The 13,970-nt window shown below is 72.6% G+C and carries 8 protein-coding genes; all 8 read left to right on the top strand.

Annotation, left to right across the window (positions count from 1 at the left end; all coding sequences use genetic code 11):
- The first annotated feature begins 188 nt into the window (after positions 1–188).
- The gene (locus MYMAC_RS00840) at positions 189–1,442 is read left to right on the top strand and encodes a metallophosphoesterase family protein (RefSeq protein ID WP_095956669.1); all 1,254 of its coding nucleotides are present in this window, start codon (positions 189–191) and stop codon (positions 1,440–1,442) included.
- Entirely contained in the window at positions 1,439–4,669 is a 3,231-nt protein-coding gene (locus MYMAC_RS38250; protein WP_095956668.1) for an AAA family ATPase, read from the top strand. Before MYMAC_RS00840 ends, MYMAC_RS38250 begins: the two co-directional genes overlap by 4 nt.
- A gap of 75 nt (positions 4,670–4,744) precedes the next feature.
- Positions 4,745–5,614: an alpha/beta fold hydrolase gene (locus tag MYMAC_RS00830; protein ID WP_095956667.1), complete on the top strand. Its 870-nt coding sequence runs from the start codon at positions 4,745–4,747 to the stop codon at positions 5,612–5,614.
- A gap of 47 nt (positions 5,615–5,661) precedes the next feature.
- Positions 5,662–6,231: a hypothetical protein gene (locus MYMAC_RS00825; protein ID WP_095956666.1), complete on the top strand. Its 570-nt coding sequence runs from the start codon at positions 5,662–5,664 to the stop codon at positions 6,229–6,231.
- A 136-nt stretch (positions 6,232–6,367) separates the two neighbouring features.
- Positions 6,368–7,033 carry a lysophospholipid acyltransferase family protein gene (locus MYMAC_RS00820; RefSeq protein WP_239989668.1) on the top strand — a complete coding sequence of 222 codons (666 nt, stop codon included), beginning with the start codon at positions 6,368–6,370 and terminating at the stop codon, positions 7,031–7,033.
- A 113-nt stretch (positions 7,034–7,146) separates the two neighbouring features.
- On the top strand, positions 7,147–10,299 hold the full coding sequence (locus MYMAC_RS00815; RefSeq protein WP_239989257.1) for a carboxypeptidase regulatory-like domain-containing protein: 3,153 nt from the start codon (positions 7,147–7,149) through the stop codon (positions 10,297–10,299).
- Between the two features lie 52 nt (positions 10,300–10,351).
- Positions 10,352–11,206 carry a phospholipid scramblase-related protein gene (locus MYMAC_RS00810; RefSeq protein WP_095956664.1) on the top strand — a complete coding sequence of 285 codons (855 nt, stop codon included), beginning with the start codon at positions 10,352–10,354 and terminating at the stop codon, positions 11,204–11,206.
- Positions 11,207–11,224: 18 nt separating this feature from the next.
- Entirely contained in the window at positions 11,225–13,957 is a 2,733-nt protein-coding gene (locus tag MYMAC_RS00805) for a hypothetical protein (protein ID WP_095956663.1), read from the top strand.
- Positions 13,958–13,970: the final 13 nt, after the last annotated feature.

The raw sequence follows: 13,970 nt of genomic DNA, 5'->3' as shown, positions 1-13,970 counted from the left end.
CTGGTGAGCCCCCCGGGCCCGGGGCGGTGCCGCGCGGGCATGCGCTCTGTCCGCCCCGCAACACCCGGTCTGGTCGCGACTCGACGTCCCCCGCGAACCCAGGGGCGAGCGGCTGTCGGCCAGCGACCGGGCGGCCGGGCCGGAATGTCGGGTCCCCTGGCCGCATCGGGTACGGTGGACCCCGCGCCATGCCCTTCAAGTTCGTTCATGCCGCCGACCTGCACCTGGACACGCCTTTCCGGGGCGTCGCCACCCAGGGGCCGCTCCTGGGGCGCTTCCAGGACTCGACGTTCCGCGCGCTCACGCGCATCACGGAGGTCTGCCTGCGTGAACGGGTGGCCTTCCTGCTGCTCGCTGGCGACCTCTTCGACGTGAAGGACCGCTCGGTGCGCGCGCGGCTGGCGCTGCGGCGCGAGCTGGGCCGGCTGGACGCCGCGGGCATCTCCACCTTCATCGTCCACGGCAACCATGACCCGCTGAGCGGAGACTCCGGCGCGCTGGGGCTGCCCGCCTCGGTGAAGGTGTTCGGCCCGGACTGGGAAGAGGTGGAGGTGAAGCGCGAGGGCCGGCGCCTGTGCCGCGTGCAGGGCATCTCCTATCCGGACGTGGAGGTGCGCGACGACCTCTCCGCGCGCTTCCGCCGCACCGGGGACGGCTTCAGCGTGGGGCTGCTGCACGCCAACCTGGGCGGCGCGGAGGGCCACGCCAACTACGCGCCCTGCACCACCGCGGGCCTGGGCTCGCGCGGGCTGGACTACTGGGCGCTGGGCCACGTCCACACGCGCGCCGAGCACCTGCTCCCCGGCGGGGGCGTGGCGGTGTACCCGGGCAACCCGCAGGGCCGGCACGCGCATGAAACCGGTCCGCGCGGCTGCATATTGGTGGAGGTGGAGGACGGCGGCATGCGGCGGCGCTTCATCCCGGTGGATGGCGTGCGCTGGCACAAGCTGGAGGTGCCGCTGTCCGGCATCAGCACGCTGGACGGGCTGCTGGCCAGCGCGCTGGAAGGCGTGGAGGCGCGCTGCGCTCCGGAGCTGGACGGCCACGCGGTGCGGCTCACCCTCACCGGCAGGGGCCCGCTGCACCGCGAGCTGGCCCGGCCCGGCGCGCTGGCGCAGTTGGAGGGGGACCTGCGCGAACAGCTCGCGAAGGGCCACCCGCCCGTGCTGCTGGAGTCGCTGCGGGACGGCAGCCGGCCGGAGGTGGACCTGGAGGCGGTGTGCGCGGCGGGCGGCTTCGCGCGCACGCTGCTGGACGAGGTGGGCTTCCTCGCGGAGGACCCGGCGGCGCTGGCGCGGCTGTGGGAGGAGGAGGCGCTGGGCACGCTGAGTCAGCGGTTGAAGCGCCTGGGCGTGGACGCGCTGGAGACGCCGCGCGCGGAGTGGGTGGTGCAGGCGGCGATGCAGGGCGTGGAGTCGCTGCACGAGGAGGAGCCGTCATGAAGCCCGGACTGCGCATCGACGCGCTGCGCGTGCTCGGCTTTGGCCGCTTCGCCGGCCTCACGCGCGAGCTGGGCCCGGGGCTGCACCTGCTGTACGGCCCCAACGAGGCGGGGAAGAGCACGCTGCTGGCCTTCCTGCGCAGCATGCTGTTCGGCTTCGAGAAGCGCGGGCAGCCGGAGCGCTACGAGCCCGCCCACGGCGGCGCGTTCGGCGGCGAGCTGACGCTGACCACCAGCGCGGGCCCGCTTCTGGTGCGCCGCATCGCGAGCCGACGCGCGTCCGAGGGCGAGCTCCTGGTACGGGACGCGGACGGACAGGAGCTGTCCAAGGAGTGGCTGGAGGGCGCGCTGGCCCACGTGTCCCGCGAGCTGTTCTTCGACGTGTTCGCCTTCCGCCTGGACGAGCTGGCCGGCTTCGAGCGGCTCACGGAGCAGCGAGGCGCCTCCGAGGCGCTGGTCGCAGCCAGCATGCGCGGCGCGCGCCGGCTGCCGGAGGTCATGGACCAGCTCCGCAAGAGCACGGAGGGCATCTACAAGCCCAACGGCGTGAAGCCGTCCCTCAACGAGACGCTGAAGGCCCTGGAGGACGTCCAGGCCCGGCTGCGGCAGGAGGGGGACCGGCCCGCGCGCTACTTCGCGGAGAAGGAGCGGCTGGGCGCGCTGGGGGAGGAGCAACGCACGCTGGAAGCGGCGCTCCAGGAGACGGGGACCGCGCTGGAGCGGCTGACGCGGCTGGAGGCGGCGCTCGGGGACGTGGCGGCGCTGGCGCAGGCCCGCGCGGAGCTGGCGACGCTGCCCGCGCTGGAGACCTTCCCCGAGGCGGGAGAGTCGCGGCTGGAGGACAGCCTGCACCGGCGCCGGAGCTACCGCGCGGAGGGGGCCCGGCTGGCGGAGCGGCTGGCCACGGTGGAGGCCGGGCTGGAGCGGCTGTCCGCGCCGTCTGGCGTCCGTGGACGCGAGGAGGCGCTGGGCCAGGCCCTGGCGGCGTACACCGAGGGCGCCGCGCTGCTGCGCGCCCTGCCCTCCCGCCGGGCCGCCCTGGCGGAGAAGCAGCGGCAGGTGGAGCTGGCGCTGCGCGAGCTGGGCCTGCCGGTGGATGGGCCCGGCCTGCTGGCGTTGGACCTGAGCGTGAGCGTCCGCGTGACGCTGGAGGAGCTGGCGCTCCGGCTGGGCACGGCCGAGGTCGCGCATCGCGAGGCGGAGGGCGCGTGGGCGCGGGCCGTCTCGGAGCGGGAGCGGCTGGACGGCGCGCTGGCGCGAGTGGACGGAGAGCTGTCGACGCTGCCGGAGGAGCGGGCGTCGCGGATCCGCCAGCAACAGGCGGGGCTGGGGCGGCTGCGCACCGTGCGCGCGGAGCTGGAGCGCCTGTCGGAGCAGCGGGCCGAGCTGCACCGGCACTTCGAGGGCGTCCGCACGCAGGGTGAGCCGCAGGTGACGGCGGCGGTGCTGCCCGCGTGGTGGGTGCCGGCCGTCGCGGCGGTGGTGGTGGTGCTCGCGGTGACGGCGTGGCTGCTGGCGGGGAACCTGGTGGGCGCGCTGTGCCTCGTGGGGGGGTTGCTGCTGACGGGCGTCCTGGAGCTGGCCCGGCGGCGCGTGGAGACGGCGCGCGACGCGGACGTGGAGGCCCATCGCGAGCGCCAGCGCTGGCGCCAGCAGGAGGAGGAGCGGCTGCGCTCGGCCTTGATGGGGCTGGCCGCGCGGGAGGAGGTGCTGCATCGCGAGCTGCTGTCCGCGGCGTCCGAGGCCGGGCTCAACCTGGTGGCCACGGCGGCGGACATGGCGGCCCGGGAGGCGGCGCTGGCGGATGCGCTGGAGCGGGCGGGGCGGCGCGAGCAGCTCCAACGGGAGCGGGAGCAACTGCACGCCGAGCACACCGCCGCGCGGCGCGAGGAGCACCGCGCGAGTGAAGCCGTGGGCGAGGCGGAGGCGCGGCAGGAGCAGTTGGGCGCGGAGCTGGCGGCCCTGCTGTCCGAGCGGCGCTTCCCCACCACGCTGGCCGCGTCCGCGGCGCTGGCGTTGTGGCGGGACGCGGCGGCGCTCCGCCAGCGACTCCTGGACGTGGGCGCGGAGGAGGCCGCGCTCTCGGCGGACGCACAGTCCTGCGCGCTGGTGACGTCACGGCTGTGGGCGGAGGCCGTGGTGGCGGAGCTCGTCCCCGGTGCAACGGAGGCCCGCGAGCTGGACGCCGGCGTCATGGAGCCCCTGGCGTCGCGCGTGGTGGCGGCGCTGGAGGCGGAGCGCGCGCGGAGCCTGGAGCGCAGGACGCTCGAGGAGAAGTGGCACGAGCAGCGGGCGGAGAAGGCGCGGCTGGACGGGCTGAGCCGCGACGAGGAAGCCGCGCTGGCGACGCTGCTGGCCGAAGGTGGCAGCGCCGACGAGGAGACCTTCCGCCGCCGCGCCGCGCAGGCGCGCCGGTATGTGGAGCTGACGGGCCGGACGCGGGAGCTGTCGCATCGCATCGAGGCGCGGACGGGCTTGTCGGAGACGCCGGCGCGCCAAGCGCTCATCGACGTCGGCGGCGAGCAGGGCCTGCGCGTGGAGCTGGAGTCACTGCGCGCCAGGCAGGCGGAGGCCCAGGAGCGGCTGAAGGCGGTGCTCACGGAGCGCGGCGCCCTGAGTCACCAGCTAGAGCAGTGGGAGAACGACGACGCGCTGGCGAAGCTGCGCATCGTCGAGGAGTCCCTGCGCGCCCGGGCCGCCGAGCTGGCGATGCAGTACGCGGCGGACCGGCTGACGCTGGCGCTGCTGGCCCGGGCCCGGCGCCGCTTCGAGGAGGAGCAGCAGCCGCGCGTGGTGCAGCTCGCCTCGGAGCACTTCGCCACGCTCACGCAGGGACGCTACCAGCGCGTCTTCATCCCCACGGGCGAGGAGCGCGAGCTGCGCGTGGGCGACGGCCAGCGTGACTGGAGCGCGGCGCAGCTCTCCCGGGGGACGCGCGAACAGCTCTACCTCGCGTTCCGGCTGGCGGTGGTGCGGGACTTCGGAGAGACGCGCGGGGCGCTGCCGCTCATCGTCGATGACGTGCTGGTGAACTTCGACCCGGAGCGGGCGCGCGGCGCCATCCACCTGCTGGCGAAGCTGTCCGAGCACCAGCAGGTCATCGCCTTCACCTGCCACCCCTGGCTGCGGGACGCCTTCGCCGCGGAGGGCGCGCGCGTGCAGACGCTGGACGCCACGCAGGGTGAATCCCCCGCGCCCGCGCCGGTGTCCGTGCTGAAGGCCGGGTAGCCAGGTTGCCGTGCTTGGAGCCTATCAGATGGAAGGCACTGTCAGGTTCCGGCCCCCGCAGCGACTCTTCGCGACATGACACCTCCCGACATCCAGGCCCCCGAGCGACAAGGAACGACGAAGCTGCCCGACGGACGCGTGCTGGGCTGGAGTGAATGGGGGCCTCTCACCGGGAGGCCCGTGTTGCTCTGCCCGGGAGCGGCGACCAGCCGCTGGCTGGGCTTCGGCGCGGCGGTGTTGGCGGAGGCTGGCGTCCGGCTCATCTCCGTGGACCGGCCGGGGCTGGGAGCTTCCACGCCCCTGCCAGGGCGGAGCCTCCTGGACTGGGCCACGGACCTCCGGCACTTCAGCGCGACCCAGGCACTGAGCGGGCTCCGCGCGGTGGGCTTCTCCCAGGGCGCGCCCTTCGCGCTCGCCTGCGCGGCCGCACGGGTGGTGGAGGGCGTCGCGATTGTTTCAGGTGGCGACGAGCTGGCACACCCCGCCATGCGTGCTTTGCTTCATCCGGACGTCGCGAAGCTGGTTGCGCTCACCGCCACGGACCCCGCGCAGGCCGAGGCGTTCTTCGCGGGGATGAGCGCTGAGCTGATGTGGAACATGGTCATCGGCATGAGCCATGAAGCCGACCGCGCCGTGTACACCGAGCCGCGTTTCGCCGAGGCCTACCGGCGCGCGCTCGACGAAGCCTTCTCCCAAGGGACTGCGGGCTACGCACGAGACACCGTGCTGGCCATGTCCCGCTGGCCCTTCGAACTCGAGTCCCTCACCGTGCCGGTGGACCTCTGGTACGGCGCACTCGATACCAGCACCGTTCACTCACCCGACCATGGACAGGCACTCGCATCGAGGATTCCCACGGCACGGCGCCATGTGGTCCCAGACGCAGGGGGCGCGCTGCTGTGGACACATGCCGAGTCCATTCTCACATCACTGTTTGCCCGGTAAGCCCCGCGGCTTTCCAGCCGGCCGCGAACTGAAGCAGACTAGTCTCCATGTGGATTGAGCGCTGCGTCGAAGCATGCCAGAGCAAGTGGGTGCCGCTGCTCGGCGGCCTCGGGCTTGGGCTCGTCCTCTCCGCGCCCCTGATACTGGGCTACGGCTGCGAGGTGTTCGTCATCGACGGCACGCCGGTCCAGCCCAACGGACTCTTCTTCCCGAACTCCCCCTTCGAACGAATCATCTACCATCAGCTCAAGGGCAACGTGAACGCCTTCACGCCGCTAGTCACCGGGCTGTCGCTGGTCATGCTCATCGCAGGGCTCTGGGCTCATGTCGTGAAGTCCTCACGTACAGTGGCCCTGTTGGCATTCATCCCTGCCTTGAACACCCTCCTGCTCCTGGCTCAGCAGGGCGCGTCTCACCTCGAATATGTCCGAGTGACGTGGATCCCCCCTCCCGAGCTCGCGGGCATCGTCGAGTGGGCCCTGCTTCAGCACCGCGCCATCAAGGGGCTACTGGCGCTCAGCAGTGTCGCGACGGTCGCGCTCCTGGCGCTCGGCGTCATCGCCAACGGGGTTCGCATCCTCCGCGGATTCACGATGCGTCCGAGACTTCAGACGTAGGCGCGGGCACCTCCAAGTACAACCCCACACGTCGCGGGCCTGTGGCACACTGCCGCGCGCCATTCGACTCCTCTTCTCCATCGTCTTCTGGTCGTTCCTGCTGCTCTCCAGCACCGCGCTCTTCATCGGCGCCGTGCTGGTGTGGGCCGTCACGCTGCCGTTCGACCGGAACGGGCGCGTCCTGCACCTGTATTCGTGCTTCTGGGCGCAGCTCTACTTCTACGTCAACCCGCTGTGGCACCTGAAGGTCGACGGCCGCGAACACCTGCCCTGGCGCGGCCCGGCCGTGCTCGTATCCAACCACGAGTCGCTCGGCGACATCCTGGTCCTCTTCGGCCTCTACCGCCCCTTCAAGTGGGTCTCCAAGGCGTCGAACTTCAAGCTGCCCCTCATCGGCTGGAACATGCGGCTCAACCGCTATGTCCCCCTGGTGCGCGGCGACAAGACGAGCATCATGAAGATGATGGCGGACTGCGAATACTGGCTGTCTCGCGGCGTGCCCATCCTCATGTTCCCCGAAGGCACGCGCTCCGAGGACGGCGTCGTGAAGCCCTTCAAGGATGGCGCCTTCGCGCTGGCCCTGAAGCAGCGCTGCCCCATCATCCCCGTGGTCCTCACCGGCACCGCGCGCACCCTGCCCAAGCACGGCCTGGTGCTGGAGACCACCGCCCGCTGCCACGTGCAGGTCATGCCCCCCGTCGACCCCAGCGGCTTCACCGACGTGGCCTCCCTGCGTGAGCACGTCCGGAATCTCATCGTCTCGGAAAAAGCGCGCATCGAAGCGCTGACGCCCGGCGCATAGGCGCCCCTCTTCCGTCTGAGCGAACCCCTGGTGGAAGATGGCCACCCGAGGCCCGAGCCGGAATCTCGCGAGGCCCGGGGGGACACGGCCGCATGCGCAAGCAGCCCGCAGTCATGGTGACCCTCGGCGCGCTCGCGCTCGTGGCGGCCCTGGCGCTCGTCCGTGGACAGGGCAGCCCGGCCCCGAGGCCCGCCCCCGCCCGACACGGCCCGTCGCCGCGCCGCCTCGCCCCTCCGACGCCCCCACCGCGTGGCAATCACTCGCTCCAAGGGCGCGTGCTCGACGCCCAGCGCCGTCCCGCCGCGGACATCCAGGTCATCGCCACGCGCGACATGCCCGGCGAGTCCCTGTCCGCGCGCCCCTGCGACACCCTCGAACTCGAGCTGCCGCTGTCCTCCGGCGAGTGCATTGGCGAGCCCGAGGAGCTGGTGCGGGAGCTCGTCGAGGCCGGCCATGGCGCGGCGCCCGTGGTGGCCCAGGCCGTCACCTCGGCGGACGGGACGTTCCTGCTCAAGGACCTCCCCGAGGGCACGGTGGCGCTGTGGGCCGCCAGCGAGCGGCACGCCACCTGGACCCCCGCGGTCCGCACCGACGCGCGGGACGTGCAGCTCGTGCTCAAGGCAGGCCTCTTCCTCCCGGGCCGCGTCATCGCCGAGTCCGCCACGCCGCTGCCCGGCGCGCGGCTGACGCTCTTCCACCAGGACCACGCCCGCTTCTTTGAAACCCGTGCCGGCGCGGACGGCCGCTTCACCTTCGGCCCCCTGCCACCGGGCGAATACACCGTCGTCGCCACCCACGAAGGCCTGCTCACCGACTCGCTCCAGTCGGTGGAGGCGGAGGAGCTCGACCCCATCGTGCTCCACCCGCCGCGGCGGCTGTCCGGCCGCGTGCTCGCGCAGGAGCAGCCAGTCCCTGGCGCGGAAGTCCACGTGGAGCACACGTCGCAGGTCACCGTGACGGACGACGCGGGCCGCTTCGCCTTCGATTCATTGTCGCCAGGCGACTACGAGGTGCGCGCGGAGCACCAGGGCGAACACGGCTTCACCATGGCGACCTTGACCGAGGAAGGCGGAGACGCCGAGGCCACCGTGCGGCTGGGCACGCTCATCTATCTGGAAGGCAGCGTGCGCGACGAATCCGGGCGCCCCATCGCCCGCGCCCAGGTGGGCGCGGCCCCGCCCCGGGGACAATCGCCTCCGGTGGACTACGCCTTCACCGCGCAGGACGGCCTGTTCCGGCTGGGCCCCCTGCGGCGGGAGGCCTACATCTTCAACGTCCTGGCCCCCGGCTACCGTGGCCAGCTGCGTGACGCGGTCGCCGCACCTGGCGAACGCCTGGACTTCACCCTCATCCCCGCGCACCCGCTCCAAGGCCTCGTCACCGATGCCCAGGGCAAGCCCGTGCCCGGTGCGTACATCGACGTGGATGACGAGACGCAGGCCGAGGCCGACCTCTTCCGCGAGGAAGTCGACCCCGCCGTCTCGGACGAGCACGGCCGCTTCGAGCTCACGTTCATCGACCCCGGCAGCTACACGCTCGTCATCACCCACGACGACCACCTGGAGGAGCGGGTGGAGGTGAAGACGCCCGGCCCGGAAATCCGCGTGACACTTCGTGGGGCGGCCCGGGTGGAGGGCACCGTCACCAACCGCCAGGGCCTGCCCATCCCCGACATGATGCTCAGCCTGGTGGACGGCCGCGGGGAGCAGCCCAGGCAGTTCGCCGACACCGACGCGGAGGGCCACTTCGTCATCACCAGCGTGGCCCCGGGCACCTACAACCTGATTGCCGGGATGCACACTGGCGCCAGCACGCCCGAGGTGCTGCGCACCGTCACCGTGCGGGGGACGGAGACGGTGGACGCATCGCTCCGGCTCGAAACAGGCGCTTCGGTGTCCGGCATCGTCGTGGACGAGCACGGACGCCCGGTGGCGGACGCCATGGTGGATGCGGACAACCTCCCAACACAATTGGACGGCACCTCCCTCGCCACCCACACGGACGCGGAGGGCCGCTTCACCCTGCACCACCTCATGGAGGGCGACTGCTGGTTGCGCGCCTCGAAGGACGGCTATGTGTTCGAAGACGGCCGGACCCCGGGACGACACAGCATCTTGAGCCAGGGCCTCGCGCGGTCTGGCGCGCAGGACGTGCGGCTGGTGCTGCGAAGCCTGGGCCACATCCGGGGCCGGGTGGTGCGTCGGGATGGCTCGCCCATCACCCGCTTCACGCTCGGCGAGCAGACCTTCCGGGACCCCGAGGGCGCCTTCCACGTCGCCATCGAGCGCGCGGGGCTCCAGCGGCTGACCTTCGAGGCCCCCGGGCTGACGCGGGCGGTGCGCGAGGTGCAGGTCGCCGAGGGCGAGGACGTGGACCTGGGCGAGATCCGGTTGGAGGCTGGACGCCTCATCCGAGGCCGGGTGGTGGACGCGGAGACCTCGCGCCCGCTCGAGGAGGCCGTCGTCGAGCTCCACCTCCCCGGGGATGACGACCCGTGGGGGGAGGTCGCGCCCGTGGCCGCGGAGGTCACCGGCAAGGACGGCACCTTCGCCTTCGCCCCGTTGGAGGCACGCCCCCTGGACGTGCGGGTCCGCACGAATCGGGGGCATCCCTGGTTTCGCCAACGCATTGGCAGCGGCGACGAGAACCTGGAGCTCCGGGTGTATCCAGGCGCGCGGGTGGAAGGCACCTTGACGGACCGGCATGGACAGCCGGTGGAGGCCCTGGTCCAGCTCGTGCCCGACGGCATCGACATGTCCGTTGGCGTCGAAGCGGCGCCCGGGACGTTCCATGCCACGAACGTCCGGGCGGGGACCTACACGCTGTCCGCCTCCAGCGCCCAGACGCTGGACGGCCGCCTCGTCACCATCCACCCGCGGCGCGTGCAGCTTCCGCCCATGGGGACGGTGACGTTCGCGCTCACCGAGAGCACCGGCACCGGCACGATGCGGCTCGGCATCCGGCTGCCGCCGCGCCCTCCTGGCTCGGAGCAGTACCAGGCGCTGCTGGCGGGGACCTTGCCCCCCAACCTGTCCGCCCAGCAGCTCCGCTCCCGGCTGCGCTTCGGAGACCTCCGCGCCTCCACCCGGAGCCACGCGGACACAGTGGTGTACGAGAACCTCCCAGGTGGGGAGTACACGTTCGTCGTCATGGTGGCGGAGGCGGGGAGGCCCCCTCGGTACGCCGTCCACCGGGAACCCCTCTACCTGGAGGAGGGGGGGACGCTGGAGCGTGACATCCAGGTGGCGCCGCGTCTGCTCCCCTGAGCACGGGGGGGGCGATTATCGCGGCGCCCGGCCCACGCTTAGAGTGAAGCGAATGAGCGACAAGCCCTCCCTGGCGGACACCACCGAGCTGGAGCTGGACTGGCGCGGGCGCGAGCCCCGCAAGCAGGAGGGCCCCGCCAGCGCGGCCCTGGAGCCGCTGGCCGAGGTCCAGGTGCCGTCCGGCGCGGGCAAGGGGCTCCCGGGGGACCCGCGCCACATGAGCACCGAGCTGAACCTGGCCCTGCGGCACATGATGGAGGCGCCAGGGCTGCGCATGCGGCAGTTCCGCGAGGGCATGGAGATCATCTTCGGGGCCCAGACGCGCAACCGCTACGAGGTCTGCGACGAGATGGGGCGCGTCGCGCTGTACGTGGAGGAAGAGGCCCGTGGCTTTGGCGCCATGCTCCGCCGGACCTTCTGGCCCTTCTACAAGGCCCGGATGGAGTGCATGACGCCTGGCGGTATCGTGGCGCTCGTGGTGGAGCGCCCGTGGAGCTTCATCTTCACGAAGGCGGACATCTTCGCGTGGGACGGCAGGTTGATGGCGCGCATCCAGCAGCGCTTCACCCTGCTGGGGCGCCAGTTGGACCTCGTCACGCCCGGCGGCGCCGTCATCGCCACCGTGAAGGGGCCGCTCCTCAGACCCTGGACCTTCCGCGTCTTCCAGAACGACCTGGAAGTGGCCGTCGTCCGCAAGCGCTGGAGTGGCCTCTTCCAGGAGGCCTTCAGCAGCGCGGACACCTTCACGCTCGACTTCATGCCCCAGTGCGCCGACTTCCGGCTGCGGCAGCTCGTGCTGGCCGTCGCCCTGCTCGTCGACCTGACGTACTTCGAGAACAACAGCTCCCGCTCCGCCGTGGGCCCCGGGATGGACCTGCTCGACGTGTTGATGTTCTGGAAGAGGTAGCGTGGTAAATCCCGCTCCATGTCCACGTCCACGAGCGATGCGCTGAGCGCGGCAGACCTGGAGCGGCTGGTCCGCGCCGAGTCCCCTGACCTGGCGGATGCCGTCCTCGCCCTGCTCGAGCAGCCCGAGCAGACGCCGGAGAAGCCCCTGCCGAAGGGCGCCTTCACCTTCGAGGCCCTCCTGCGGACGCTCACCCAGGCCCGGGCGCACTACGACTCGGACACGCGGCGGCAGGGCTCCTCCGAGGCGTGGCAGCGCTACCTGGCGCAGCAGGACGTGCCCCGCCCGCCCCGGCTGGCCCTGGCGGACCTGCTGGTGGCGCTCTACCAACGCAACACCCAGGCCTCGCGCGCGGCGCTGATGGACGTGGCCCGCCGCGCGGACCTGCGCTTCGGCCTGTGGGGTGGGCTCAAGCGCATCTACAAGCTGGCGGAGGCCAACCACGACGCGGAGCTGTTCGGCGTGCTGGCCTGGCGCTTCGACGTGGAGCGCCACCGCCCCAGCGGCAGCCGCGAGGTCTCCGGCGGCACCCTCACCTACCTGCGCCGCCGCGCCTGGCGCTACCTGCGTCACCTGGGCGCCGCCGTGCCGGAGCTCTACCCGCAGTTCGCGGTGGAGGTGCTGCGCCACTACGCGCCGGACACCACCTGGTACGGCGTCTGGGTGGCCCACCACATCTGGGCGCACGGCAGCGGCAGGTACTCGCAGGACTCCTTCGCCATGCCGCCGCCGGCCGACATGGTGAAGCACCGCGCCTTCCCGGACGCGTGGAAGCGCTCGCCGGACGCGCTGATGCGCCTCCTGGACGTGTGTGAGTCGGACCCCGCCGCCAGCTTCGCCATCCAGGGCCTGCGCAAGGACTTCCCGGAGGCGCTGCGCAAGGTGACGCCCGCGTGGCTGGACCGGCTCGCCCGCCGTCCGCTGGGCAGCGCCCACGACTTCCTGGTGGAGACGCTGCAGGGCTCCCCTGAGTTCCACCAGGGCCGCCTGCGCGAGCTGGGCCTGCACGAGGCGGTGCTGGCGCTGCTCTTGTCCCCCAGCACCAAGGCCCGCGCCTACGCCATCGAGTACGCCCGCGCCCAGGCGCAGGACCTGCCCGCGGAGCGCCTGGAGGAGCTGGTGGCCCAGGGCGCCCCGGACGTGAAGGCCTTCGCCTCGGCCACGTTGGAGAAGCGCAACCCGCGCGAGCTGGGCGTGGCGCTGCTGGGGCGGCTGCTCCAGTACAAGCCCACCTCGGCCTTCGCGGCGGGCGCGCTGGCGCAGTCGTTCGACCGGGCGGAGCTGCCCGGGGACTTCCTGCGCGACATGTACCTGGGCAGCGGCGAGCAGCTCAACTGGGTGAAGGGCTTCATCGCCACGAAGTACGGCGCCGCCGAGCTGCCCGCGGACTTCTGGAAGGCGCTGCTGGACGACCCGCGGCTGCAGAAGAAGCCCCACCCCGTGGAGGGGCTGGCGCTGAAGGCGCTGTCGGGCTACCCGCCCGCGGCCATCGGCCCGGAGTGGCTGCTGGAGCGGAGCGCCCACTCGCGCATCGGGCACGCGATGGGCCACTGGCTCATGCGCGCGGACAGCCTGCCCGGCCTGGACGTGGAGCAGGTGAAGGCGCGCGTCTTCAGCGCGAAGTTCCGGCCCGTGGCGCTGGCCCTGCTGGGCAACCGCAAGCTGTTCACCGCGCGCCAGCTCACCGTGCCCTGGCTGCTGGCGCTGGCCCGCCGCGCCGACCCGGAGCTGCACGGCTTCGCGCACCGCTACCTGCTGGAGAACGTGGCCCCCGCGGACTTCAGCGATTCAGGTGACGCGGCCGCGGGCCTGGCGCGCCTCTTCGAGCTGGCCCTGGGCGCGAAGCAGCCCGTGCCGGTGCGCGCCTTCGCGCAGACCTACCTGCGCTGCCACCACCCCGTCATCGGGCCGGAGCAGCCGGAGTCCAAGTCCTACAACCTCAAGCCCCGCGCGCCGCGCAAGGCGTACACGCCGGAGCTGCTGTGGCCGGCGCTGATGGATTCGCGCGACGACGTGCGCCGCTTCGCCCTGGCCATCGCCCGCGCGGAGCTGCGCGCCTGGGGCTGGCACACGCGCGTGTACGAACTGGCGGACGCCGAGGCGAAGGAGGTCCGCAACCTGGCCTATGACGCGCTGCTGCGCGCGGGCGAGGACGGCGCGGACGCCCGGCACACGCTGCTGCCGGAGGAGTTGGACGCGGTGAAGGTGTTCTCCCTCACGGAGAGCACCCGGCGCGGCACGCGCGAGGTCGCGGTGGAGCTCATCCGCCGGCACTACGCGCGGCTGGGCGGCGCCGAGCGGCTCGCGTGGCTGATGCAGAGCGCGGACCGCGAGGTGGGCCTGTTCGCGGTGCGGCTGCTCTGGGAGAAGCACCGGCCCACGCACCTGCCGGAGGGGTGGAAGCCCGCGGGCGCCACGCAGGCCCCGGCCGCCAGCGGCACGGAGCGCTTCGCCGACGTGGACGCGCTGCGCACCTTCCTGCGGAAGATGCTCTTCGGCCTGCCACCGGGCCGCGCCAAGGAGGCCCGCGAGGGCGAGGTGCAGAAGCGCCTGTCCGCCAGCGAGGCCAAGCGCCGCGTCATCGAGCTGGTGCGGGACTTGGGCCTGGAGGACGCGGCCTTCGCGCGCATGGTGGCGCCGGTGCTGGAGGAGTTCACCGGCTCGTTGGCCAAGGGGGAGTGGCAGAGCTGCCTCGCCTCGCTGGTGCGGCTGCGGGCCGCGCACCCGGACGCGCAGCTCGGCGGCGCCTGAGCAGATTGAAAGC

Source organism: Corallococcus macrosporus DSM 14697 (assembly GCF_002305895.1).
GTDB lineage: Bacteria > Myxococcota > Myxococcia > Myxococcales > Myxococcaceae > Myxococcus > Myxococcus macrosporus.
This window is presented reverse-complemented; position numbering and strand designations above follow the sequence as displayed.

Coding starts and splice junctions, on each gene's coding strand:
- MYMAC_RS00830 (WP_095956667.1), top strand. CDS start 4,745: ATGACACCTCCCGACATCCAGGCCCCCGAGCGACAAGGAACGACGAAG.
- MYMAC_RS00840 (WP_095956669.1), top strand. CDS start 189: ATGCCCTTCAAGTTCGTTCATGCCGCCGACCTGCACCTGGACACGCCT.
- MYMAC_RS00825 (WP_095956666.1), top strand. CDS start 5,662: ATGTGGATTGAGCGCTGCGTCGAAGCATGCCAGAGCAAGTGGGTGCCG.
- MYMAC_RS38250 (WP_095956668.1), top strand. CDS start 1,439: ATGAAGCCCGGACTGCGCATCGACGCGCTGCGCGTGCTCGGCTTTGGC.
- MYMAC_RS00810 (WP_095956664.1), top strand. CDS start 10,352: ATGAGCGACAAGCCCTCCCTGGCGGACACCACCGAGCTGGAGCTGGAC.
- MYMAC_RS00805 (WP_095956663.1), top strand. CDS start 11,225: ATGTCCACGTCCACGAGCGATGCGCTGAGCGCGGCAGACCTGGAGCGG.
- MYMAC_RS00815 (WP_239989257.1), top strand. CDS start 7,147: ATGGTGACCCTCGGCGCGCTCGCGCTCGTGGCGGCCCTGGCGCTCGTC.